Below are 23,634 nucleotides of genomic sequence, written 5' to 3' on the forward strand. Positions count from 1 at the left end.
CGCTCATGGTGGCGGCCCAACCGGATGGGCGATGCTGTGATGAACGACGGGGCTGTAACCGGCGGCAAGCGCGGCAACCGTCGACGCCGGCGTGATGGCGCAGGCCGTAACCCCGGCGGGTCGCTCGACGGGAGGGCCGTAGCCGGCGTGCGACCAAGGATACAGCCGGGCGCCCCAAACCAGCCACGGCGTTGGATCGTCTTGGGTCGGGTGGTTTGGCAGGAGCACAAAGCAGCCGTCCTGCAGGCGGTCGAGCCTGGCGTCATGATGGCGCTGGCGCCCCTGCCGGTCGATGCGCTCGGCATGCAGCCTGGCATCGACGTCAGGCTGCCGTGGCGGCCGTGCTTGACTCCAACCGGTCCCGGCGGCCCAACAGGCGAGAAACTTCCGATAGTCGTCGCGCCGGCAATAGCCGCAGGGGCGATGGCCCGCTGCGAGCGCCACGGCCTCGTCCAGAAAAAACAGCTCGGTCCAGGACCGCGGCTTCATGAGTTCACGCCGGCGGTCTTTCCAGGACAGACTGCAAGTGATCCATGACTTGGTCCGCCAGCCTTGGCTGCGCAGCACGCGGTTGCTGTCGTGAAGGCAGCCACGGTTGCCCATGACGAGACCCCGGCATTCGACGGCCTCGATGGTTGAGAAGGGTGTCACGCGGTTCTGCAGCGGCACTCTGAATCCTCCAGCACCAACATGTCGGTCAGCCTGCATTGAGGTCAGTATCGATCAACACAATACACGGTTGCCGGTTTGCAGCTGAAGCCGTCCAGTGGGCCGCTCCTGACAGCCCACTGTCAGGACATGCCGCTCAGTGTGGTTCAGGCGGAGCACACCAACGGACAGTCCGCGATGCCGTTTTGGATCAGCGCTTCCGGGCGGTCAGCGAGGCCGTTCCCGGTCAGTAGGCGAAAGCCGCAGCGGGTTCGAGCAGCAGCGCCGTTTGCGGTTCCAGGTCATAAGCATCGCGCAAGGCGTTCGAGAGTGCCGTGACGAGACGGGCCATGTCTTCCTCGGCGGTCTCGTGCAAAGCCTCCGCCACGAGGATCGTACGGGTCGTTTCGCTCGAGACGGCGGAGAGGCGGCTTTGACGGTTGGCCCATCGGCGGGCATGGGCTTGCCCCTCCGCGTCTGCGAAAATGACCTCGTCGGGCTCCGGGTGCTCGGTGTCGCCGCCGAACGTAAGGTAGGTCTCGTTCCCCACTGCCTGGCGGACGGTCAGATCGCCGCTGACCCGGTCACGGTCGAAGACCGCAATCGGGGTCGCAAACGCCATCGAAACCGAGTTGCACAGGTCGACCAGCGGGTGGATGCGCGGCAGGCTGCCATCTTTTCGGAAGCGCCTCAGAAGGGCCTCTGCGGCACACCTGTATTGCGTCGGCTTCAGCCCCATGGTCGCGAACGCCCGGCGCCACGCCCTGATTTCCGGCAGCTCGCCTTCGCTGGCGCTGTTCAGCCGTTGGGCTGCAAGGCCCGAGAACCTGGCGATGCCAGCCGCGACCTCGGCCCGGTTGTGAACGCCGTCGAGCGTGAGGACACCGGACACCCGGCTCGGAAAGGTCTGTTGCATGTGCTGCGAGTAGGAAAACCGCATGGTAGCCCCGAAACTGCGCTGAATTGGGGGCAGCCTATGTCAGAACCGCTGGCTGTTCTTGAACGGTATTGCGGCTTCAGGCGGAGCCTGCCGCTCTGTAACGGCCGGGGGAAATCCCGAACTGCCTGACGAACGCGCGGGTCATATGGCTCTGATCGGAAAATCCGGACGCGATGGCCGCTTCGGCGAGCGGCAGTCCGTCACGAAGATACCCGCGCGCCTTCTTGACGCGATGCTGGGTCAGATAGGCATGCGGTGTGGTCCCGACCTCCTTTGCGAACATGCGGAGGATCTGATAGCGGCTCATTCCAGTGGCGGCCGCAAAGTCGGAAAGCGTGAGCTTCAGCGCGAAGTCCGTCTCGATCCTATCCAGCACGGCGGCGACCTCTTTTGGGCGCGCCTGCTCTTCCAATGCCGGTTGCGCGGTGTCGGCGATGCTCCTGATCGCCAGCAGCAGCAGCTCCTCTATGCGTTGCGGGTCAGGTTCATCGCAGCAGACAGCGGAAATCGCCTGCGCGACGAGCGCCAGCTTTTGTGGATCGCGGACGACGGGCCTTTGCAGCTCGACGCTGGATGCCGGACGGTCCGCGAAAGCCTCAACGGCGCCCGGCGTCAGAAACAGCATACGCCAATGCCGTGCCGCGCCTTTTCTGCCGATCCCGTCATGCAACTCGCCCGGATTGACGGTGATGATGTCACCGGCCTCGGCCTCGACAAGGCCGCGGCCGCTCCAGCTTTCCTGGCCCCCATCGACAAGATAGCCAAAGCCGAACTCGTCATGCGTGTGGCGTGGAAAGGTCCGGTCGGAAAGCATCGAGATGGCTTCAATGCCCGGGATCACGGTGCGATGGCGGACGGACTTGTGCATGCCGCGATACTACCGTCATCCTCAAGAAACGGTCCAACGATATGTGGCCTTCGTGAGGGCGCTCCGGATGTCCCAGGGGTGTCCCGGCTGCCTCCCGACGGTGCCGTCGCGCCGCAGCGCGGGCGTGGCCCTCGAGCGGCCCTCGAGCGCTCCTCAAGCGCCCCTCAAGCGCTCTGGGCGAGATCCTTGCGGATGTGGGCGAGCTTCTTGCCGATCGCGCGGCGCAGTTGAAGCCGCGCCCAGGGGCGAAAGAAAAACCGGGTAACCTCGCTGATGCCCTCCATCCGGATCGTGGCGACCGTGTAGGTGAGACGTGTGCGCGCCGGCGCCAGCGGTTCCAGTTCGATCAGTTGCTTGTGATCCGGCGTGCGCTTCGAGCCGGCGCTGTCGTCGATGTTCAGTTCCGCGACGGATTGGCGCTGCAGCGGCTCCCAGTCCATGATCACCCCCACGAAGCGCTGATCGGGCATGGGCCAGGGGATGATCGGATGGTTGGTGTGGAGCATTTCGAAGTAGGTGCCGGTGCCACCGGCATCGTTCATGTCGACAATCTGGTTGTGGAAGGCGTCAGCCTCCCAATGCAGCGGGTCGGCGATCACCCGCCAGACATCCTCGACAGCACGTTCGATCACAAATGATTTCCGCGCCATGACCTCGAGCCTTGGGTTCTCCGTGACGCGCGTGCGGGCCTGCGTCGACCAGTAAGCCGAACCTTCGGCTGCTTCTGCACTCATCGTGCCGTTCCTTCCTCTCTCCTCACGAAAGCCCCTTGGGTTCTTCCGTGTTTCGCGTCGGCGCGCCCTAGAAGTGGCGACCAGCCGCGCGATGGTCAAGCGGCTGCCCTGCGCACGAACGAGGTAGCGGATTCGGTTAAGAGGACGGCGAAGCTGCGCGCCAATGTCGGATATCGGGAGCCAACCCGACCTCCGACATAAGGGCCAATGGCGGGGCAAAGTGGCCAAAGCCGGACCTGAGGCTCGTCTCGACTTAGGACGGCCCGTGGATTTGAGGCCGATCAGGCGGTCCTTTCCAGCGTGCCGCAGCGGTGAAGCTCGATCGTGACATGCACAATGCCTAAGTCTTCCGGGATCAGCGCCTTGTAATGAGTCGGGCTTCGTGCGTGATCGGTGACTATGGTGACTTCCGCAGCATGTTGACCTTGGCCGATCGTCCAGACATGCAGATCGGCGATCCTGTCGCTCTCGTCGACCAAAAGCGCTCCACGCAACTGGTCGATCACTGGATCTTCTGCCTGCCAGTCCAAGAGCACCTTCGCCGAAACGCTTAGGAGCCCCCACGACCAATGCGCCACGAGGATGGCTCCCACAATGCCCATGACTGGATCGAGCCAGACCGCGCCCGCGTACTTGCCTGCCAACAGGGCGACAATCGCCAGAAGTGACGTCAGCGCGTCAGCGAGGACGTGAAGATAAGCGGCGCGCAGGTTGTGGTCTTTGTGGAGTTCGGGCGCGGGCGCCTCGCCATGATGGTGACCGTGATGGTGGTGGTCGTGATCGTGCCCATGATGGTGTGGGGTGGAGGCTAGCAGCCACGCGCTGGCTCCGTTAACGAGGAGCCCAAGCACGGCGACCAGGATCGCCTGATCGAAACTGATCGTCGTCGGGTTGAAGAGGCGTCCGATACTCTCGACCGCCATGAGCGCGGCAAAACCGACCAGGAGGATCGCGCTGGCGAATGCTGCCAAGCTGTTGACCTTGCCCGTCCCGAACGAAAAGCACCGATCGCCCGCGTGCCGGCGAGCGTAGACGTAGGCCGCCGCGCTTATCCCGAGTGCCGCCGCGTGACTTGCCATATGCAATCCATCGGCGAGGAGCGCCATTGAGCCGTAGTAAAGACCCGCGACGATCTCCACGACCATGAAGACAGCAGTCACAACGACGATGATCAGTGTTCGCCGTTCGCCCGGTCGCGCTTGGTCTTGATTGAACATGTGGTCGTGGGCCCAACGGGACATGTCATGCGTGTGCATCTTCAGTGGCCTCCAGAGACCGGGCGGATGGGCTCGCCGTTTTCAATCTGATCCATCGGTTGGTCATGCTCGCTCACGTTTCATTCCCGATTGTCGCCGATTACCCAACCAGTACCATAGGTCAAACCGAAGTACCTCGGCGCGCCCGATTTGTCTGCTGTGGGTTAAAAGTGAGCTTCAGCATCGCATGTGCTGAAGGTCCGTTGACTGATCCGACACGGTCCTCGGAGGCCCCGGCTAAGACCGGCCGGAGTTGGCCGGGATCGAACCTTGCCCGGTCGGGCGGCCTTGGTTGCCAGTCGCCTGACCACCGTTCCGCGAGCCTCCTGACTCCGGACGGTCATCCGCCTGTCGCGGGGCTAGACCACGTTGCTGAGGGCGTAGCCGGGGCCTTCCTGAAGCTGTTCGGCCAGGATGGCAAGGCCGCGGCGCAGTTCGCCGTGGTCGCGCGGCGGGCCGAAGCAGACCCGCACCGCCGGTGCGCTCTCGCGGCGCCCGACCATGAAGGGATCGCTGGGGGTGACCAGGACGCCGCGGCGCTCCGCCTCTTCGGCGAACTCGCTGGAGCGCCAGGGTTCGGGCAACCGCAGCCAGAGGAAGTTGGCGCCGGGCGCGCAGTCGGCGTCCCAGCCTTTCAGGACCTCACGGGCGATCGCGCTGCGCGCCACGGCCTCGTTCTTGCGGCCCGCACCGACTTCGGCGGCCGCCCCGCTGCGGATCAGTTCGGCGGCGATCTCGCCGGTCAGCGGGCAGGCCATCCAGCAGGTGCTGTGAACCGCACTGCCGACGCGCTCGCGCGCTTTCTCCGGCGCCACGACGTAACCGATACGCAGGCCCGGCGCGACGGTCTTGGACAGGCCGACGATGTAGAAGCCCAACTCCGGCACGAGAGCGCAGAGCGGCAGCGGCTCCGTGCCGTCCAACTGGCCGAAGGTATCGTCTTCGACGACCGCGACGCCGAACTGCCGCGCCACCGCGGCGAGGTCGCGGCGGCGGTCGTCCGGCATCGTCAGGCTGGTCGGATTGTGCTGGTTGGTGCAGACGAAAAGCGCCTTCGTGTCGTGGGTGCGGCAGGCCTCTTCGAAAGCCTCCGGCAGCGGACCGTCGGCATCGCGGCGCAGGCCCTCGAGACGCAGGCCGAGCAGGCGGGCGAGGCTGCGGATGCCCGGATAGGTCAGGGAATCGCAGACGATATGGTCGCCGGGCCGCGTCACCGCGGCGAGAGCGACCATGACGCCGTGATGGGCGCCCGAAGTGACCGTGATCTGTTCGGCCCGCACGGTGTAACCCGACCGGCTGACCCACGCAGCCCCGGCCTGCCGATGTTCCATGAGACCGCGCTGTGTCTGATAGGCCATCATCTCCATAGCGCGCGGCCCGCTGGCGACGCGCGCCATCACCTCGGCGATGATGCTCTCGTCGGCCCCCGGCATGGGCGGCGCCGAGCGCATGTAGATCGTGCCCGGGGCCCGGTCGTGCCATCGGTGCAGGTTCTCGCTGCTCGCCGGCACGTTGACGAAGGTGCCGCGGCCGATCTCGCCGCTGGTCAGGCCGCGGCGCTCCGCCTCAGCATAGGCGCGGCTGACGGTGCCGACGGTAACCCCCAGGCTCCAGGCCAGATCGCGGTGGGTCGGCAGGCGGTCGCCCGCCTTCAGCCGGCCCCCGGCAATGTCCTGGGCCAGCGCCTCGGCGATGGCGAGATAGCGCGGGCCCTCGATGCTGTCCAGTTGGGGAGTCCATTTTGTCATGATGACAATAATACAATTGACCCTATCGAAAGGCAACAATAAATACATTGTATCGAATATTTATTGAGACAATTTAGCGATTTTGGAGGGCGAGATGGATACAATTTTGAAGCCTCCTGTTCCCCCGGGGCGGCTGGGCCGCCCCGCTTCGGATCTCCAGCGGCTGGGCCGCCCCGCTCCGGACCATCAGGGCCGGCAGGGCAGCCCGCGCCATGCGACGGGCCCAAGGTTGCGTCCGGGATCTGGCGTTGTGGCGCGAAGCTGGCTGATCCGTGCCCTGGACGTTCTGGCGCTCTGGCAGGAGCGTGCCGCCGGCCGCGCCCATCTGGCGCAGATGGACGACCGGATGCTGAAGGACATGGGTATCGGCCGGGCCGAAGTGCACCGCGAGGCGGGCAAGCCTTTCTGGCGGCCGTGAGCTCGCGTGCAAGAACTCGTGCAAGGGTTTAGGACAAGAGTTTAGGAGACGAAGCGTATGACCGAGATCGCGCTCTACCAGGTCGATGCCTTCAGCGATGCGGTTTTCGGCGGCAACCCGGCGGCGGTCTGTCCGCTCGAGGACTGGTTGCCCGACGAGATGCTGCAGGCAATCGCGCTTGAGAACAGTCTCTCCGAGACCGCGTTCTTCGTGCCCAACGGGCGCGGCTACCATCTGCGCTGGTTCACCCCGGCCTTCGAGGTCGCCCTCTGCGGTCATGCAACCCTGGCTTCGGCCTTCGTCATCACCAGACTGCTGAAGCCGGAGACCGAGAAAGTGCTCTTCGAGACCGCCAGCGGTCCGCTCGTGGTGAGCCGACGCGGCGAGGCCTTCACCATGGATTTCCCGGCCCAGCCGCCGGAGCCCTTTAACGACCGGGATGCCGTCTTCGAGATCCTGGGCTTCCGGCCGCAGGCGGTTCTGGCCTCGGCGAAGATGATGGCGGTGCTGGCCAGCGAGAAGGAAGTTCGGGAGGCCGAACCGCACCTGGAGCGGATCAAGCACCTGCCGGTCAAGGGGTTGATCCTCACCGCGCCGGGCGAGGACTGCGACTTCGTCTCCCGCTACTTCGCGCCCCACGCCGGCATTCCGGAAGACCCGGTGACCGGCTCGGCCCACTGCGTCATGGCGCCCTACTGGGCGGAGCGCCTGGGCAAGACGGTGATGGAAGCGCGGCAGATCTCCGCACGCGGCGGGAGTCTGACGGTCGAGCACAGGGGCGAGCGCGTCATGCTCACCGGCCAGGCCGCCCTCTATCTCGAAGGGCGCATTCGGGTGTAGACTGCTCTGCCGCAATCAGTCTTCAGGTGAGATCAGCGGCATGAGCAAAGACACCGCTGCGCCGGCCGCCCCGGCGCTTGATCCCTTCAGTCTGGAGCCGCGCCTCGGCTCCTCCTATCCTGCGCCCTTCCGCGACTCCTGCGGCGCGCGGGAGAAACGGGCGCTGGGCGATCCCCTTGGGCTCACCCACTACGGCGTCAACCTTGTGCGTCTGCCGCCGGGAGCGCTGTCGTCTCAGCGCCACTGGCACAGCAAGGAGGACGAGTTCGTCTATGTCCTGGAAGGCGAACTGGTCCTGATCACCGACGGCGGCGAGCAGGTGCTGCGCGCCGGCATGGTTGCGGGCTTTCCTGCCGGCAAGGCCGACGGCCATCACCTGGTGAACCGCAGCGAGGCCTGGGCGGTCTACCTCGAGGTTGGCAGCCGCTCCGACGAAGACGAGGCGCACTACCCGGACATCGACCTGGCGCTGGTGCGGCGCGACGGCCAGTGGCTCTTCACCCACAAGAACGGGGAGCCCTGGGAGTGAGCGCCCGGACCACGCTGGCCATCCGCTCGGCCGCCGTCTGACCCCCCTTCTGCCGCAACATCAATCTACGTTTCGAGAGGTGCACCACGGTGCAAGCGCTTTACTTCGACGACTTCGAGCCCGGCCAGCAGTTTCACAGCAAGGGCGTCACGATCACCGAGTCTCAGATCCTCGACTTCGCCCTGCTCTACGACCCCCAGCCCTTCCACCTCGACAAGCGCGCGGCGGCGGAGGGGCCCTTCAACGGCCTCATCGCCTCCGGCTTCCAGACCCTGTCCCTGGCGTTCCGCCTGTTCTACCAGGCCAATGTCATCAACGCCTGCTCCATGGGCTCGCCCGGTTTCGACGCCCTGCGTTGGGTCCGCCCGGTGCGCCCCGAGGACACGTTGCGCGTGACCGCGACGGTGAAAGAGATACGCCCCTCCAAGTCCAAGCCCGACCGCGGCACGCTCCTCATGGACTACGAGGTCTTCAACCAGATCGGCGAGGTGGTGATGACCTTCACCGCCATCCACATCCTGGCCCGCGAGGGAGGGTAGGGGTTACTGATAGTGAAGCGTGCGCAGGACCTCCCTGGTGTCCGGGTCGAGGGTCATCTGGAACGACTTGCCGCCGCCGGCCGTGAGGACCCCGTCCATCGCTGGCTTGCCGTCATCGCGGTGGTTGACGTTCACGCGGAGTAGGCAGCCGTTCGCCAGTATCTTTCCGATGAAGACGATCCGGTACTCCGCCTTGTCCCAGCCATGGGCTTTTCCGACATAGTCATGGACTGCCTGCACGGCCCAGTTCCGCTGTGCATTTTGGACGGCATCGTCATCCTTGATGCAAAAGGGAACGATGGTGCTTGGCCTTGGTGTCGTGATCAGCGAAAGGGCGAGCCCGAGGACACGGTGCGCGCGCCTGTCAAGCCGGAGATCGCTTTCGTTTGCACGAATGCCGCCGCTGTTGTCGACGTAGATGACATCGCCGTTCGGATAGGCGAGCCGTGCCCGGATCTGCGAGGAATCGAGGGGCGGTCCAGCCTTGGCGTCTGCCAGAAGGTCCGAAACATATCTCATGTCAGGATTGCTTGCTTGGAGCCGTTCGTGATGCGTGGCGAGATCGACGATGGTCTCGGGCGTGATCGCCACCTCGGTTTCGGCGCCAATGGTCACGTAGTGGATTTCGATCCTGTCGGCGACTGCAGGGCTGGCCGATAGGAAGAGGAAGGCCGCGAGAAGGACCGCGAAGGGATTCTTCATTGCTGGTAACGAACCTTGCGAAGCAGCGCTCTGGTTCCTGCATCGAAATGAAGTTCGTAGGACCTCGGCTCCACCAGTCTGTAGTCCGGCGCCCCGTTCGTCGTGTCCAGCCGATGCAGAACCTTTGCCACAACGATGCTCCCATCAGGGTCCGGACCGGAATGAACGGTCACGTTATAGGCACCGTTGTGCCATCTTTCGTTCTGACGGACGTGTGTTCGCGCCGCTTCGGTGACCCAGTCATAGGCTGGTTCCATGAGTGCCAAGCCCACCATTGCCGTCAAAAGCTTGTCGACCTGCTGCAATGCTGCCGGCCTGAGCACGACGCGGTGCCTGTGCCATGCGATGCCGCCGTCGTTGTCCATAAAGAGCGTCGAGCCTTCGAAGAAGCGGATACGCGCCCGGATCCTGTTGTCGTCGAATGACCCTGGCTCAGCCGTTTCGATCAAGGCCTTGAAGGCGCGAAGACGCGGGTCGCTGACCGCAACCTCCGTCGCGACCTGTGCGGACTGCTCGATGGTGTCCCGCGTGATTGGGATAAGTGTTTCGTAGCCGATGCCGACATAGATAACCTCGACCTCATCGTTTGCAACGGCTTCGCCGCCGGCGGCCAGCAGTGTGAGAACGAGGCCGACGGCGGAAAGCAGGCGGATCATTGCTGTGTCCAGAGGACGTAGATGATGTCTCTGGTCTCTGTGCTGAAGTGAAGCTCGTTCCGGCCGATGGACGGCACGATCAAGGGCTCATCGAATGGATCGTTCCATCGGCTCTTGTGAGCGATTCTCGCGACCAGCAGGCTGAAACTGCCGCTGTCTTGCGGGTGGAGGGTGATGGCAAAGTCCGACTCGGGCCAGCCCGACGTCCTGGCAGCGAAATCCTTCGAAGCTTCAATCGCCCAGGGGTACTGCACCCGCAGATCCTGTTGGTGATTGTGCTCGGTCATCATCCGCCTGAGCGTGTCTTCCAGTTGGCTTGTGGCATGCGGACTGAGCGTCAGGTCGCCTTTCGAACTTCTGACTCCGCCGAACTTGTCGATGTAGGTTGTCTCTCCGTTCGGCAGAGCGATCCGCGCCCGCACGAAGTCCTCTTCGAAGCTGCCGGTGCCCGCCTGATCGAGCAAGCGCAGGGCTTTTTGTAGGGCCTGGTTCGAATAGACCAACCTTGCTTCGGCGCCTTGCGCGGCGATGCTTTCGGCCGTCGCGAGCCTGTCGGTCTGCTGCTCGAAAGGCAGGTAGCTGATCTCTACAAGCACCTTTTCCCCGGCGGCGAGGGCCGGCGTGACAAATAGTGCGAGGGCAACAGTCAGGCAGGAAAACGTCTTCACAGCGGCCTCATGTCGCTAAGCTCTGGGTTGAGAAAGAGTATCGCGCAGACTGCCGGAAGATGCCAAGGGGCGGTCGCGCAGGACCACCATCGGGCGCGGCGGCCTGGCCTTTCCTGACCCCTTGGTCAACTTTGCCGTCTGCGACGCTTTGGCGCCGGTTTGCGGCGTTTGGACAATTGACGCAGTGCAACATGGTGCTAGTATCCCGCCTCTTTCGGCGCCCCGCCCCTGGGGCGCCGGTCCGTCAACCGGGGTGACGGCGGACCGGTCCGGTCCCGCGCCACCCGAAGCGTTTAAGGAGCAGCCTCATGAATGCCGCCCGCCCGGCCCTCCGGCCTGGGAACCCTTGCTTTTCCTCGGGACCCTGCGCAAAGCGCCCGGGTTGGTCCCTGAGCGGTCTGAGCGAGGCGTCCCTGGGCCGATCTCACCGGGCCAAGGTCGGCAAGGCCAAGCTGGCCGAGGTGATCGAGCGTTCCAAGGCGCTGCTGGGGCTGCCGGCGGACTACCGCCTGGGCATCGTGCCGGCCTCCGACACCGGCGCGGTGGAACTGGCCATGTGGTCGCTGCTGGGCCCGCGCGGCGTCGACTTGCTGGCCTGGGAAAGCTTCGGCAAGGGCTGGGCGACCGACGCCCAGAAGCAGCTGAAGCTGAACGACCTGCGCATCCTGGAGGCGCCCTACGGCGAACTGCCGGACCTCGGCCAGGTGGGACGCGACCGCGACGTGGTCTTTACCTGGAACGGCACGACCTCCGGCGTGAAGGTGCCCGACGGCACCTGGATCGCCGACGACCGCGAAGGGCTGACCATCTGCGACGCCACCTCCGCGGCCTTTGCCATGGAGCTGCCGGCGGCCAAGCTCGACGTCATCACCTGGTCCTGGCAGAAGGTGCTGGGCGGGGAGGCGGCGCATGGCATGCTGGCCCTCAGCCCCCGCGCCGTCGAACGGCTGGAAAGCTTCACCCCGGACCGCCCCTTGCCGAAGATCTTCCGCCTCACCAAGGGCGGCAAGCTCATCGAAGGCGTGTTCAAGGGCGAGACCATCAACACCCCCTCCATGCTGGCGGTGGAAGACGCCCTCGACGGCCTGAAATGGGCCGAAGGGATCGGCGGCCTGCCGGCGCTCATCGCCCGTTCCCAGGCCAACCTGCAGGCGGTCGAGGACTGGGTCGCCCGCTCCGATTGGGCCGACTTCCTGGCGGCGCGGCCGGAGATCCGCTCCTCCACCTCCATCTGCCTGAAGATCGTCGACCCCTGGTTCCTGGCGCTGGACGGCGACGGCCAGTCCGCCGCGGCCAAGCGCATCGCCGCGCTGCTGGAGGACGAGGGCATCGCCTTCGACATCGGCGGCTACCGCGACGCGCCGGTGGGCCTGCGCCTCTGGGGCGGCTCCACGGTGGAGTCCGCGGACATGGCCGCGCTGCTGCCCTGGCTCGACTGGGCCTACGGCCTGGTGAAATCGGAGAAAGCGGCGGCCTGACCGGCATCCAGCCTCACATTCAGAGACATCATCCGGCCCCGCGCAGAAACCGCGGCGCCGAGGACAAGGGACATCGCTATGCCCAAGGTTTTGATTTCGGACAAGCTGAGCGAGCGCGCGGCGGAGATCTTCCGCGAGCGCGGGCTCGAAGTGGACGTGAAGACTGGCATGACGCCGGAGGAGTTGAAGGCCGTCATCGGCCAGTACGACGGCCTTGCCATCCGTTCCGCGACCAAGGTGACTGAAGAGATCATCGCTACCGCCGACAACCTGAAGGTCGTCGGCCGTGCCGGCATCGGCGTCGACAACGTCGACATTCCCGCCGCCACCGGGCGCGGCATCGTGGTGATGAACACGCCGCACGGCAACTCCATCACCACGGCCGAGCATACAATTGCGATGATGTTCGCGCTCGCCCGCCAGATCCCCGCCGCCGACCGCTCGACCCAGGCCGGCAAGTGGGAGAAGTCGCGCTTCATGGGCACCGAACTGACCGGCAAGGTGCTGGGTGTGATCGGCTGCGGCAACATCGGCTCCATCGTCGTTGAGCGCGCCCAGGGCCTGCGCATGCGGGTCATCGCTTACGATCCCTTCCTTTCGCCCGACCGCGCCGAGGATCTGGACATCGAAAAGGTCGAGCTGGACGCGCTTCTGGCGCGGGCCGACATCATCACCCTGCACGTGCCGATGACCGATCAGACCCGCGGCATCATCGACGCGGCGGCGCTGGCCAAGACCAAGCCCGGCGTGCGCATCGTCAACTGCGCGCGCGGCGGCCTTGTCGTGGAAGCCGATCTGAAGGCCGCCATCGAATCAGGCCATGTCGCCGGCGCGGCGCTGGACGTCTTCACCGAGGAGCCGGCCAAGGAGAATCCCCTCTTCGGCATGGACCAGGTGGTGGCGACGCCGCACCTCGGCGCCTCCACGGCCGAGGCGCAGGAGAAGGTGGCCCTGCAGGTCGCCGAGCAGATGGCCGACTACCTGCTGACGGGGGCCATCACCAACGCGCTCAACATGCCCTCCCTGACGGCGGAGGAGGCCAAGCGCCTGGGTCCCTACATGCAGCTCGCCGAACAGCTCGGCTCCTTCGCCGGCCAGCTCACCCGCACCGGCCTGAAGGACGCGCGCATCGAATACGAAGGCCATGTGGCGCACCTCAACACCCGGCCGCTCACCCAGGTGGCGCTCTGCGGCATGCTGCGGCCGATGCTGGACAATGTGAACATGGTGAACGCGCCCATCGTGGCCCGCGAGCGCGACATCGACGTGGCCGAGGTGAAGCACGAGCGCGACTGCGACTACCAGACGCTGATCCGCCTGACGGTCACCACCGAGCGCGGCGAGCGCTGCGTCGCCGGCACGCTCTTCGGCGGCGACAAGCCGCGCCTCGTCGAGATCAAGGGCATCGCCGTGGAAGCCTCCATCACTCCGCACATGCTTTACATCACCAACGAGGACAAGCCGGGCTTCATCGGTGCGCTGGGTACGACGCTGGGCGATGCCGGGGTGAACATCGCCAGCTTCCACCTGGGCCGCGCCGCCCAGGGCCAGGACGCCATCGCGCTGCTGGAACTGGACGCGCCCCTCGACGCGGCGATCCTGCAGAAGGTGCGATCCCTGCCGCACACCAAGCAGGCCGAAGCGCTGCAGTTCTAGCCCGCCCGTGCGCGCAGCTGCTCTCCTGCTTGCAGGCGGCCTCGCGGCAGCCGGCCCGGCGCAGGCCGAGGGCCTGGAGGCTCTCGGCTTTCGCCCTCTGGTCACCGAGGCCGAGCGCGAGATCGCCGTCGACCTGCGTGCCGTGTCGCGGCCGGAGAACGCGCTGCCCGACGGCCATCCGGCACTCGGCCAGGGAGAGATCGCAGAGGTCTGGCTGACCGAGCCGACGGAGCGCTACGGCCATGCGGTCCTCGGCGACGGTGTTGAGGCCGGCGGCCTGCTGGTGCGCCTCGCGGACGGTACCAGCCTTACCCTCACCCTGCCGGAGAACCAGGTCTTCGAGGACCTGCAGCCCAGGCTGGCCGATCTGGACGGCGACGGACGGGAGGAGATCCTGGTGGTGCGCTCCTCGCAAGGAAGCGGCGGCATGCTGACGGCCTACGGCGTCGTCGATGGGGCACTGCGCCTGGTTGCGAAAGGCCCCGAGCGGCTCACCACCTATCGCTGGCTGAACCCGGTCGGCGTGGCAGACTTCGACGGCGACGGCGTCTTGGAAGTCGCCTATGTCGAGACGCCGCACATCGGCGGCGTGCTGCGCATCCTCTCATTGCAGGGGGACAGGCTGGTGCAGGAGGCGGAGGCCTACGGCTTCTCCAACCACTTCATCGGCTCCCGCGCCCTCGGTCTCTCCGCCGTTCTCGATGCCGACGAGGACGGCCTACCGGAGATCCTGCTGCCCGATGCCGGCCGCCGCGCGCTGCGCATCATGGGCTTCGTCGGGGGCGCGCTGCGCGAGCGCGCCGCCCTCCAACTGGACGAGCAGATCGTCGGCGACTTCCGCCTCGAGGACATGGACGGCAACGGCCTCGCCGGCGTCGCGATCCCCTTGAGCGACGGCCGCGAACTGCGGCTCTACCGCTAAGCGCTTCGCCCCATCACAGCGGCTGCTGCGGGCGCATGTCGTCGCGGCTGATGCCGGCGACCTCCACCGGCTTCTTCATGGCGTCGCGGCGGAAAGGTTCGCCCAGTTCCTGATTGAGGATCACCTCGATGAAGGTGGTCACACCGTCGTCCTGCGCCTTGCAGGCCGTCGCCAGCGCTTCGGTCAGCTCCTGCTGCGTCGTTACGGTAACGCCCTTCAGGCCGCAGCCTTCGGCGACCTTGGCGTAGCTCAGGTGCGGGTCGAGTTCGGTGCCGACGAAGTTGTCATCGTACCACAGCGTCGTGTTGCGCTTCTCCGCGCCCCACTGATAGTTGCGGAAGACCACCATGGTGATGGCCGGCCACTCCTCGCGGCCGATGGAGGACATCTCGTTCATGGAGATGCCGAAGGCGCCGTCGCCGGCGAAGCCGACCACCGGCACCTCGGGGCAGCCGATCTTGGCGCCGATGATCGAGGGGAAGCCGTAGCCGCAGGGGCCGAAGAGGCCCGGCGCCAGATACTTGCGGCCCTGCTCGAATGTCGGATAGGCATTGCCGATGGCGCAGTTGTTGCCGATGTCGGAGGAGATGATGGCGTCCTTCGGCAGGCCGGCCTGGATCGCCCGCCAGGCCTGGCGCGGCGACATGCGCTCGGCATCGCGCGTCCGGGCGCGCTCGTTCCAGGTGGTGCCGGGGTCGTCGTCCTCGTGGTCCATGGAGGACAGCGCCTGCAGCCAGGCCGACTTGGTCTGGTGGATGGTTGCCTTGCGCGCCTCCCGGTCGGTGTTGCCGGCCTCCGGGCTGAGCTGTTCCAGCAGCTGTTCGGCAACCAGTTTGGCGTCGCCCTGGATGCCGACGGTCACCTTCTTGGTTAGGCCGATGCGGTCGGCGTTGATGTCGACCTGGATGATCTTGGCCTCTTTCGGCCAGTAGTCGATGCCGTAGCCGGGCAGCGTCGAGAAGGGATTGAGCCGGGTGCCCAGGGCCAGCACCACGTCGGCCTTGGCGATCAGTTCCATGCCGGCCTTGGAGCCGTTGTAACCCAGCGGACCGGCGAAAAGCGGGTGGGAGCCGGGGAAGGCGTCGTTGTGCTGATAGCCGCAGCAGACCGGCGCATCGAGGCGCTCAGCCAGCGCCTGCGAGGCGGGAATGGCGCCCGCCAGCACCACGCCGGCGCCGTTCAGGATGACCGGGAATTTCGCCTCTGAGAGCAGTTGCGCCGCCTCGGCGATGGCGCGCGTGCCGCCGGCGGGCCGCTCCAGGCGGACGATCTGCGGCAGCTCGATGTCGATGACCTGCGTCCAGTAGTCGCGCGGCACGTTGATCTGTGCCGGGGCGGAGCCGCGCCAGGCCTTCTCGATCACGCGGTTCAGCACCTCGGCGATGCGCGAAGCATCGCGCACCTCTTCCTGGTAGCAGACCATCTCGCGGAACATCGGCATCTGGTCGACTTCCTGGAAGCCCCCTTGACCGATGGTCTTGTTGGCCGCCTGCGGCGTGACCAGCAGCATCGGCGTGTGGTTCCAGTAGGCGGTCTTGATGGCCGTGACGAAGCCGGTCACGCCCGGGCCGTTCTGGGCGATGGCCATGGCCATCTTGCCGGTGGCGCGGGTGTAGCCGTCGCAGATCAGCCCGCCGTTGGTCTCGTGCGCCACATCCCAGAAGGTGATACCGGCCTTGGGAAAGAGGTCGGAGATCGGCATGAAGGCCGAGCCGATGATGCCGAAGCCATGCTCGATGCCGTGCATCTGGAGGACTTTTACGAAGGCCTCTTCGGTGGTCATTTTCATCGCATCTCACCCCTTGCTTCTGGGTTGGTTCTTCCTGAACTGGTCTCATCTGGCTGCGGCCGTCTCAGCCACTGAGAACCGCAGACTTTCGCCCTTTCGGGCACCTGCAGGATATACGACAGCGGCCAGTCTGGGCCCAAGAGCCAGATGCGCTGGCCCTATAGAGCCAGCGCGAGCCCCAAAGCCGGGACTGTTTGCCTGCTGGCTACCCTAGCCGCCGGGCGCTTCCAATTGGCGGTGGGCCAGGACCGCAATGCGGCGCACCGCAATCATGGAAAGGATCACCGCAGCCATGAACACATAGAGGCCGGCATGGATCTCGACGTCTGAGATCAGCGAAAGCTTAATCACCACCACCAGGATGGCGGCGACGAAGACATCCAGCATCGACCAGCGCCCGAGCGCTTCGATCGCGCGGAGGGTGCGCCGCACACGGGGGTCCTCCACCCGCAGCCAGGCCCAGGCGAGATAGGCCAGCACCAGCTTGCCGACCGGCAAGACAACGGTGAAGACGACGATGACCAGGAAGATCAGATAGTCGCCGCCTTCGAGCAGCCGGTAGGCGCCGGTAAGGATGGAAACCTCGTCGTAGAAGACCAGCAGCGTGCGCACGGTCATCACCGGCAGCAGCCAGCCGGCCAGCAGCGCGGCGGCGGCGGCCAGAATGAGCAGCCCGAGGTAGCGGTCCAGACCGCTGCTGGCGGCGGCCAGGCTGGCCGGTTTGAGAAATCGCCTGAACACGATTTTGGCAGAATCCCTCGCTGTCGCTGAAGCCCGCGCAGTCTATCGGCCCCTGCGGCCGGCAGCCAGCCTGTGAAAACACGCGATTTCAGGGCGTTACGCCTGTCCCTGCGCCCCGGCTGCGGGGCCTGTGGGCGGATTTCCGTTTGCCCGCCGCGCCGCAGGCTGTTACCAGAGAGCGGAAGCGGGCCTGCCTCCGGCTGACGAAGCCTCTGCCCGCTTCCGGATAGACGCCCAGCATCCGGATCCCAGCTCCCCGAAGACCTGACGCCATGACAGATACAGCCGACAAAGGCCTTCTGCCGGCCGGCCTCCAGGACGTGCTGGCACCGCTTGCCGCCCACGAGTCCCAGGTCCTCGAACGCCTCGTGGCCGCATTCCGCGCCCAGGGGTACGACCGGGTGAAGCCGCCGCTGCTGGAGTTCGAGGAAGCGCTGCTGAACGGCCCCGGCGCCGCCCTGGCCGGTCAGACCTTCCGCCTGATGGACCCGGTGAGCCAGCGCATGATGGGGCTGCGCGCCGACATGACCCCCCAGGTGGCACGCATCGCGGCGACCCGCCTGAAGAATACGCCGCGGCCCCTGCGGCTCTGCTACGGCGGCCAGGTCCTGCAGGTGCGCGGCAGCCAGTTGCGCCCGGAGCGCCAGTTCGCCCAGGCCGGCGCCGAGCTGATCGGGGCGGCCGAGGAGGCCGGCGATGCCGAGGTGATTCTGCTGGCCGTCGACGCGCTGGACGCGGCCGGCGTTCAGGGCCTTTCCGTCGACCTCAACCTGCCGCCCCTGGTCGGCTCGCTGGCCGCGGAACTGGGGCTGGGGGAGGCCCAGGTACGCGATCTGCGCATGGCCCTGGACCGCAAGGACGCAGCCGCCGTCACCGCCCTGGCCGGCGCCCAGGCCGAACTGTTTCACGCGCTGCTGCGCTCCGCCGGTCCGGCGGAGACTGCCCTGGCGGCCTTGAAGGCGCTTGAACTGCCGCCTGCCGCGGCAGAAGAGGTGAGGCGCCTCGATTCAGTGTTCTCTCTCATCCAGGCTACCGCGCCGGAGGCCCGCGTGACGGTCGATCCGGTCGAGCACCGCGGCTTCGAGTACCAGACCGGCATCAGCTTCATTCTCTTCGCCAAGGGCGTGCGCGGCGAACTCGGCCGCGGCGGGCGCTATCAGGCGGCCGGGCCGGACGGCGCGCAGGAGCCCGCGACCGGTTTCACCCTGTTTATGGACACCGTGCTCAGGGCCGTTCCGGGCCCGCAGCCTCCGCCGCGGATCTTCCTGCCCTTCGGCACTCCCGTCGCCAGGGCCCGGGACCTGCGGAGCGAAGGCTGGGAGACCTTGGCCGGCCTCTCGCGGGAGGCAGATGCTGAGGACGAGGCCCGGCGGCTCGGCTGCAGCCATCTGCTGCGCGGCGAGGCGATCGTCGCGTTGGAACCATCAAGCGAATAGGCAGCAAACCAAAGGACTGAGAAGCCATGGCGAATGTCGTCGTCGTCGGCTCCCAATGGGGCGACGAAGGGAAGGGGAAGATTGTGGACTGGCTGTCGGAGCGCGCCGACGTGGTGGTGCGTTTCCAGGGCGGCCACAATGCCGGCCATACGCTGGTGGTGGGCAACGAAGTCTACAAGCTGTCCCTGCTGCCTTCCGGCGTCGTGCGGCCCAACAAGCTTTCGATCATCGGCAATGGCGTGGTGATCGACCCCTGGGCCCTGGTGGAGGAGATCGACAGGCTGCGCGCCCAGGGCGTCGCGGTGACGCCGGAGCGCCTGAAGATCGCCGAGGGTGCGGCCCTCATCCTGCCCATGCACGGGGCCGTTGACCGCGCCCGCGAGGCGGCCCGCGGCGAGGGCAAGCTGGGCACCACGGGGCGGGGGATCGGCCCGGCCTATGAGGACAAGGCCGGCCGCCGGGCGGTGCGCTTCTGCGACCTGGCCGACCCCGACCTGCTGCGCCAGCGCGTGGACGGCCTGCTGCTGCACAACAATGCGCTGCTGCGTGGCCTCGGGCAGCCGGAGTTCACGGCCGAAGAAGTGGTCGACGGTCTGCTGGCTCTCGCCCCGCGCATTCTGCCCTTCGCCGACCGGGTGTGGCAGCGGCTGGACGCCGCCAAGCGCTCCGGCCAGCGGATCCTGTTCGAAGGGGCGCAGGGCGCGATGCTGGATGTCGACCACGGCACCTATCCCTTCGTGACCTCGTCCAACACCATGGCAGGGCAGGCGGCCGCCGGCTCCGGCACCGGTCCCGATGCCATCGACTTCGTGTTGGGCATCACCAAGGCCTATACGACACGGGTCGGCTCCGGGCCCTTCCCGACGGAACTGGAAGACGAGACCGGCGAGCTTTTGGGCGAGCGCGGCCACGAGTTCGGCGTTGTCACCGGTCGCAAGCGTCGCTGTGGCTGGTTCGACGCCGTTATGGTCCGCCAGGCCGCCAAGGTCGGCGGGATCACCGGCATCGCGCTGACCAAGCTGGACGTGCTGGACGGCATGGAGGAACTGAAGGTCTGCGTCGGCTACGAAATCGACGGGGAGCAGCGCAGCTACCTGCCGGCGCTGCAGTCGCGCCAGGCCCGGGTGACCCCGGTCTATGAGACAATCCCCGGTTGGGCCGAGAGCACCCGGGGGGCCCGCTCCTGGGCCGATCTGCCCGCCGCGGCGGTGAAGTACATCCGCCGCCTGGAGGAACTGATCGAGATCCCCGTCGCGCTGCTGTCCACCTCGCCGGAGCGCGAGGACACCATCCTGGTCCGCGATCCCTTCGCCGATTGACCGGAGACAGGCGCCGACGGCGCGCCCGGGGCCGGAAATGCGGGGCAGAGCGGCCCTCGGCCGCCGGGGTCTTAACGTTCTCTTTGCCTTATGCCGCGTACCTTTGAGGCCGGATTCCGGTTGAGACGGCGTATCTCCAAACGCCAAAAGGTTAACGGCAGCTATGAGCGCTCAGGAGGAGGAAAAGGGGTCGGGTCACCGGCATGACGGCGCCTATGACGGCAGCGCGGTCATGCTGGGCGATCGCTTTCGCCTGAAGCCGGACATGCCGCTTCCGGAGCTTGGCGTGCCCGGGCTCAAGGCCTATGCCGTTTCCGACGAAAGGGGCGCGCCCAAATCGCTCTATGCGCTGATTTGCCGTCAGGACGTGGCCGCCCGAACGGATGTGCTGGCCCAGTTCGCGCGGTTCCGCCGCCTGCCGATGTCGATCCCGCTGCGCAGCGGTGTCGTCGACTGGCCGCCGGCCCGCGCGCGGCGCTTCGCCATCGTTTTCGAACAGCCCGGCGGCGAGCGGGTGCTGCCCTCCGCCGATGCGACCATCGAGCCCTGGCGCGAGGATCGCGTCGTCCGGACCGTGATGCAGCCCCTGATGCCGCTTTTCAAGGAGTTGAGCGACCGCATCCTCACGCACCGCTCGATCCGTGCCGACAACCTCTTCTTCTCCGACGCCAGCCGTGAAAGCGTCATCGTCGGCGAGTGCTTCAGCGGGCCGCCGGCAATCAACCAGCCCTACTACTACGAGCCCATCGACGGGTCGATGGCCATGCCGGAGGGACGCGGCCCAGGCCAGCCCGCGGACGATTTCTACGCCTTGGGCGTCACCATCCTGACGCTGCTGTGCGGCGGCAACCCGGTCGCAGACCTGAGCCAGGACGAGGTGGTCGAAGCCAAGATCACCAAGGGCTCCTATGCCGCGCTGGTGCGCGATGCGCGGCTGTCGCTGCCCATGGTGGAGGTTCTGCGCGGATTGCTCTGCGACGATGCGGAGCAGCGCTGGCGCTACGAAGATCTGAACATGTGGATGAATGGCCGTCACTTGAGCCCGAAGCAGGCGCTTCTGCCGCAAAAGGCGGCGCGGACCTTCGCGTTTGACGACAAGGAGTACATGAACGCGCCGGCGCTGTCTCATGCGCTGGGGCGGGCATGGCCGAAAGCGCTCATGGCGATCCGCAAGAACGATCTGGAAAGCTGGGTGCGCCGTTCGCTGGGCGACGATGCGCGCGCGGAAGCGGTGCGCCATTCGACCCAGGCCGCATTCGCCTCGACCAGCGGGCGGGTCGCCGGCGAGGACCGCATGTTGGCCCGGGTCTTGATGGCTCTCGATGAGTCTGCGCCGATGCGCTACCGCGATATCTCCGTGCGCATCGACGGGCTGGCGCAGGCCTTTGCGGTGAACTATCACAACGACGAAAAGCGCCAGACCTTCGCCGAGATCTTCGCCCAGCGCCTGCCTCAAACCTGGATCGAGAACCAGCCGGCCATGCGCCCGGAGCTGTCGGTTCTGCGGCGGACCTTCGACACCGCAGCCTTTACCCTGGGCAAGCCGCGGATCGGCCAGGGCGCGGAAAGGGCGCTCTATTCCAGCAATCCCAACTGGCCATGCCAGAGCCCCTTGTTGAAGCAGGACTACGTCGCCGAGCTGGAAGACCTGCTGCCGGCGCTGGAGCGGGTGGCCCGTGAAGGCCGGACGGAGCGCCCGCCTGTCGATCCGCACATCGCCGGATTCGTTGCCGCCAAGATCAAGTCCTCGATCGATCAGGCCCTCGGCGAGCTGGGGACCACGGACGAACCCGCGGTGTTCCACCTGGGAGTATTGCGCCTGCTCTCGGACGTTCAAAGGGCGGTCGGCCCGATGCAGACGCCCTATCTGGCCGCCTGGTGTGCATCCCTCCTGAAGCCGGTCATCGAAGGATTCCACAACCGTACGCGGCGCGAGCAGATGATCGAAATGGCCCGGCAGCTGGCCGCCAAAGGCAACCTGACGACGCTCCTGAGCCTGGTCGACGACCAGCTGCGCCGCGAAGCCGACGCGCAGGGCTTTGAGAATGCCAAGGCGGAGTTCGCGGCCCTAGTCGAGCAGGCGAACTGGCTGCGCGGCGGCGGCATGACCTCACCGGCCATCATCAAGCGCCACGCCCGCGAGACCTCCAGCATCGTCTCCTCGGTGATCGCCGGCGTGGCCGTGCTCGGCATCACCTTGGCGTCGGTCTTTTAGGGGGCGGGGCAATGGCGCAGGCAGCGAAACCGCGCAAGGTCGTGCGGACGCAGCGGGTGGGTCTGAAGCCCTGGGTGAAGATCCTGGTCCTCATCCTGCTGTTTCCCTTCGCAGCCCTCTTGCTGCCGACAACGCTGGTCTTCGCGACCATGATGGCGCCGACATGGGTTGCCTACATCACCGACCGCTCGGCCGAGAAGCACCTGGCCATCACGGTCGGCCTGCTGAACTTCAGCGGAACCCTGCCCGCGATCATCGATCTCTGGTCCCGCGGGCAGAGCCATGACGCGGCGATGCTTCTGCTGACGGACGTCTTCGTCTGGGCCATCGCCTACGGCGCGGCGATGGTGGGCTGGGTGATCTTCGCCTTCATGCCGTCCTTGGTCGGCAGCTACTTCAAGATGACGACGGAGAGCCGGATCAAGAGCCTGGCGCGTCAGCAGAAGACCCTGATCGACGAATGGGGCCACGCCGTGGCCGACGGCATGGCGCTGATCCCGCTCGACGGAGAGGCGGAAGCCGGTGAGGCCGAGATGGCGACCGAGCCGTCGGACGCACCGGAAGCGGAGATCGTCGACCCCGCATTCCCGCGCTGACGGCCCGGGACGGTCAGCTGATCGCCAGCCGCTCCTCGATCGCCGCGTTGCGGATGGCCCGCTGAAGTTTCTCGAAGGCGCGCACCTCGATCTGGCGCACCCGCTCCCGGCTGATCCCGTATTCCTGGGAGAGATCCTCCAGGGTGGTGGGGTTGTCCTTCAGCCGGCGTTCTTCCAGGATCCGGCGTTCGCGGTCGTTGAGGTTGGCCATGGCGGCCTTCAGAAGGGCGCGGCGTTTGCCCAGCTCTTCAGATTCGGCCAGCTGGCTTTCCTGGTCTTCGGTATCGTCGACCAGCCAGTCCTGCCACTCGCCGTCGCCGTCGATGCGCAGCGGCGCGTTCAGCGAGTGGTCGGGCGCCGCCAGACGGCGGTTCATGGAGACCACGTCCTGTTCCGGCACGCCCAGGGTCTCCGCGATCTTGGAGACGTTTTCCGGGTGGAGGTCGCCTTCCTCCATGGCCTTCAACTGGCCTTTCAGCTTGCGCAGGTTGAAGAACAGCTTCTTCTGCGACGCCGTGGTGCCCATCTTCACCAGGGACCAGGAGTGAAGGATGTACTCCTGGATCGCCGCACGGATCCACCACATGGCATAGGTGGCCAGACGGAACCCGCGATCCGGATCGAAGCGCTTGACCGCCTGCATCATGCCGACATTGCCTTCGGAGATCAGCTCCGACAGCGGCAGGCCGTAGCCGCGGTAGCCCATGGCGATCTTCGCCACCAGTCGCAGGTGCGAGGTCACCAGCCGATGCGCCGCCTCGGTGTCGCCGCGCTCGCGCCACGACTTGGCCAGCATGAACTCCTCGTTCTGCTCCAGCATCGGAAACTTGCGGATTTCCTGCAGGTAGCCGGACAGATTTCCTTCGGCGACCAGGACCGGGACTTTAGCTGTCGACATGGCGTGCTCCGGATCTCGCGTCTAGCGCGAACAAGGGA

The 23,634-nt window shown here is 66.3% G+C and carries 23 protein-coding genes; 11 read left to right on the plus strand and 12 right to left on the minus strand.

Features of this window, described 5'->3' with window-relative positions:
* Positions 1 to 3 precede the first annotated feature (3 nt).
* From ACO06P_RS19770 to ACO06P_RS19795, 6 genes are all read right to left on the minus strand, one after another.
* A complete protein-coding gene (locus ACO06P_RS19770) occupies positions 4 to 669 on the minus strand; it encodes a hypothetical protein (protein WP_420346939.1) in 666 nt (221 codons plus the stop codon).
* A gap of 226 nt (positions 670 to 895) precedes the next feature.
* Entirely contained in the window at positions 896 to 1,588 is a 693-nt protein-coding gene (locus ACO06P_RS19775) for a B3/4 domain-containing protein (protein ID WP_420346940.1), read from the minus strand.
* 76 nt (positions 1,589 to 1,664) lie between these two features.
* Complete coding sequence (locus ACO06P_RS19780; RefSeq protein ID WP_420346941.1) at positions 1,665 to 2,456, minus strand: helix-turn-helix domain-containing protein; 792 nt, start codon at positions 2,454 to 2,456, stop codon at positions 1,665 to 1,667.
* Between the two features lie 164 nt (positions 2,457 to 2,620).
* On the minus strand, positions 2,621 to 3,190 hold the full coding sequence (locus ACO06P_RS19785) for an SRPBCC family protein (protein WP_420346942.1): 570 nt from the start codon (positions 3,188 to 3,190) through the stop codon (positions 2,621 to 2,623).
* 281 nt (positions 3,191 to 3,471) lie between these two features.
* Complete coding sequence (gene dmeF, locus ACO06P_RS19790; protein ID WP_420346943.1) at positions 3,472 to 4,446, minus strand: CDF family Co(II)/Ni(II) efflux transporter DmeF; 975 nt, start codon at positions 4,444 to 4,446, stop codon at positions 3,472 to 3,474.
* A 359-nt stretch (positions 4,447 to 4,805) separates the two neighbouring features.
* Positions 4,806 to 6,194: a PLP-dependent aminotransferase family protein gene (locus ACO06P_RS19795; protein ID WP_420346944.1), complete on the minus strand. Its 1,389-nt coding sequence runs from the start codon at positions 6,192 to 6,194 to the stop codon at positions 4,806 to 4,808.
* Positions 6,195 to 6,444: 250 nt separating this feature from the next.
* On the opposite strand from ACO06P_RS19795, the gene ACO06P_RS19800 reads away from it, so the two are divergent.
* The 4 genes from ACO06P_RS19800 (at position 6,445) to ACO06P_RS19815 (ending at position 8,520) form a co-directional block, all read left to right on the plus strand.
* A complete protein-coding gene (locus ACO06P_RS19800) occupies positions 6,445 to 6,612 on the plus strand; it encodes a DUF1127 domain-containing protein (RefSeq protein WP_420346945.1) in 168 nt (55 codons plus the stop codon).
* Between the two features lie 57 nt (positions 6,613 to 6,669).
* Entirely contained in the window at positions 6,670 to 7,452 is a 783-nt protein-coding gene (locus ACO06P_RS19805) for a PhzF family phenazine biosynthesis protein (protein WP_420346946.1), read from the plus strand.
* Positions 7,453 to 7,492: 40 nt separating this feature from the next.
* Positions 7,493 to 7,981: a cupin domain-containing protein gene (locus ACO06P_RS19810; RefSeq protein ID WP_420346947.1), complete on the plus strand. Its 489-nt coding sequence runs from the start codon at positions 7,493 to 7,495 to the stop codon at positions 7,979 to 7,981.
* 89 nt (positions 7,982 to 8,070) lie between these two features.
* A complete protein-coding gene (locus tag ACO06P_RS19815; RefSeq protein ID WP_420346948.1) occupies positions 8,071 to 8,520 on the plus strand; it encodes a MaoC family dehydratase in 450 nt (149 codons plus the stop codon).
* 3 nt (positions 8,521 to 8,523) lie between these two features.
* Here the strand turns inward: ACO06P_RS19815 and ACO06P_RS19820 are convergent, their stop codons facing one another.
* Genes ACO06P_RS19820 through ACO06P_RS19830 form a run of 3 tightly spaced genes read right to left on the minus strand, consistent with a single transcriptional unit; the run spans position 8,524 to position 10,546 of the window.
* Positions 8,524 to 9,222 carry a hypothetical protein gene (locus tag ACO06P_RS19820; protein WP_420346949.1) on the minus strand — a complete coding sequence of 233 codons (699 nt, stop codon included), beginning with the start codon at positions 9,220 to 9,222 and terminating at the stop codon, positions 8,524 to 8,526.
* The gene (locus ACO06P_RS19825) at positions 9,219 to 9,878 is read right to left on the minus strand and encodes a hypothetical protein (protein ID WP_420346950.1); all 660 of its coding nucleotides are present in this window, start codon (positions 9,876 to 9,878) and stop codon (positions 9,219 to 9,221) included. Before ACO06P_RS19825 ends, ACO06P_RS19820 begins: the two co-directional genes overlap by 4 nt.
* Positions 9,875 to 10,546 carry a hypothetical protein gene (locus ACO06P_RS19830; RefSeq protein ID WP_420346951.1) on the minus strand — a complete coding sequence of 224 codons (672 nt, stop codon included), beginning with the start codon at positions 10,544 to 10,546 and terminating at the stop codon, positions 9,875 to 9,877. Before ACO06P_RS19830 ends, ACO06P_RS19825 begins: the two co-directional genes overlap by 4 nt.
* 308 nt (positions 10,547 to 10,854) lie before the next feature.
* Here ACO06P_RS19830 and ACO06P_RS19835 point away from each other — a divergent pair, with 308 nt between their 5' ends.
* The 3 genes from ACO06P_RS19835 to ACO06P_RS19845 all read left to right on the plus strand — a co-directional run bounded on the left by ACO06P_RS19835 (position 10,855) and on the right by ACO06P_RS19845 (position 14,602).
* On the plus strand, positions 10,855 to 12,024 hold the full coding sequence (locus tag ACO06P_RS19835) for a phosphoserine transaminase (protein WP_420346952.1): 1,170 nt from the start codon (positions 10,855 to 10,857) through the stop codon (positions 12,022 to 12,024).
* A gap of 78 nt (positions 12,025 to 12,102) precedes the next feature.
* Entirely contained in the window at positions 12,103 to 13,680 is a 1,578-nt protein-coding gene (gene serA / locus ACO06P_RS19840) for a phosphoglycerate dehydrogenase (RefSeq protein WP_420346953.1), read from the plus strand.
* A 7-nt stretch (positions 13,681 to 13,687) separates the two neighbouring features.
* A complete protein-coding gene (locus tag ACO06P_RS19845) occupies positions 13,688 to 14,602 on the plus strand; it encodes an FG-GAP repeat domain-containing protein (RefSeq protein WP_420346954.1) in 915 nt (304 codons plus the stop codon).
* A gap of 13 nt (positions 14,603 to 14,615) precedes the next feature.
* Here ACO06P_RS19845 and xsc read toward each other — a convergent pair whose 3' ends face one another.
* Both xsc and ACO06P_RS19855 read right to left on the minus strand, forming a co-directional pair.
* On the minus strand, positions 14,616 to 16,391 hold the full coding sequence (gene xsc, locus ACO06P_RS19850) for a sulfoacetaldehyde acetyltransferase (RefSeq protein WP_420346955.1): 1,776 nt from the start codon (positions 16,389 to 16,391) through the stop codon (positions 14,616 to 14,618).
* 210 nt (positions 16,392 to 16,601) lie between these two features.
* Complete coding sequence (locus ACO06P_RS19855) at positions 16,602 to 17,132, minus strand: paraquat-inducible protein A (protein WP_420346956.1); 531 nt, start codon at positions 17,130 to 17,132, stop codon at positions 16,602 to 16,604.
* 272 nt (positions 17,133 to 17,404) lie between these two features.
* Between ACO06P_RS19855 and ACO06P_RS19860 the strand changes: the two genes are divergently transcribed.
* The 4 genes from ACO06P_RS19860 to ACO06P_RS19875 all read left to right on the plus strand — a co-directional run bounded on the left by ACO06P_RS19860 (position 17,405) and on the right by ACO06P_RS19875 (position 22,698).
* Positions 17,405 to 18,568 (plus strand): ATP phosphoribosyltransferase regulatory subunit, encoded by a 1,164-nt coding sequence (locus ACO06P_RS19860; protein ID WP_420346957.1) that lies wholly within the window; start codon positions 17,405 to 17,407, stop codon positions 18,566 to 18,568.
* A gap of 26 nt (positions 18,569 to 18,594) precedes the next feature.
* The gene (locus ACO06P_RS19865; RefSeq protein ID WP_420346958.1) at positions 18,595 to 19,887 is read left to right on the plus strand and encodes an adenylosuccinate synthase; all 1,293 of its coding nucleotides are present in this window, start codon (positions 18,595 to 18,597) and stop codon (positions 19,885 to 19,887) included.
* 163 nt (positions 19,888 to 20,050) lie between these two features.
* On the plus strand, positions 20,051 to 22,102 hold the full coding sequence (locus ACO06P_RS19870; protein WP_420346959.1) for a hypothetical protein: 2,052 nt from the start codon (positions 20,051 to 20,053) through the stop codon (positions 22,100 to 22,102).
* A gap of 11 nt (positions 22,103 to 22,113) precedes the next feature.
* Positions 22,114 to 22,698, plus strand: a complete 585-nt coding sequence (locus ACO06P_RS19875) for a hypothetical protein (protein WP_420346960.1) — start codon at positions 22,114 to 22,116, stop codon at positions 22,696 to 22,698.
* Positions 22,699 to 22,711: 13 nt separating this feature from the next.
* Here the strand turns inward: ACO06P_RS19875 and rpoH are convergent, their stop codons facing one another.
* The gene (gene rpoH / locus ACO06P_RS19880; RefSeq protein ID WP_420346961.1) at positions 22,712 to 23,596 is read right to left on the minus strand and encodes an RNA polymerase sigma factor RpoH; all 885 of its coding nucleotides are present in this window, start codon (positions 23,594 to 23,596) and stop codon (positions 22,712 to 22,714) included.
* Positions 23,597 to 23,634 lie beyond the last annotated feature (38 nt).

Origin of the sequence: Pelagibius sp. (assembly GCF_965227505.1) — a bacterium.
In the GTDB taxonomy this organism is placed as follows: Bacteria; Pseudomonadota; Alphaproteobacteria; order Kiloniellales; family Kiloniellaceae; genus Pelagibius.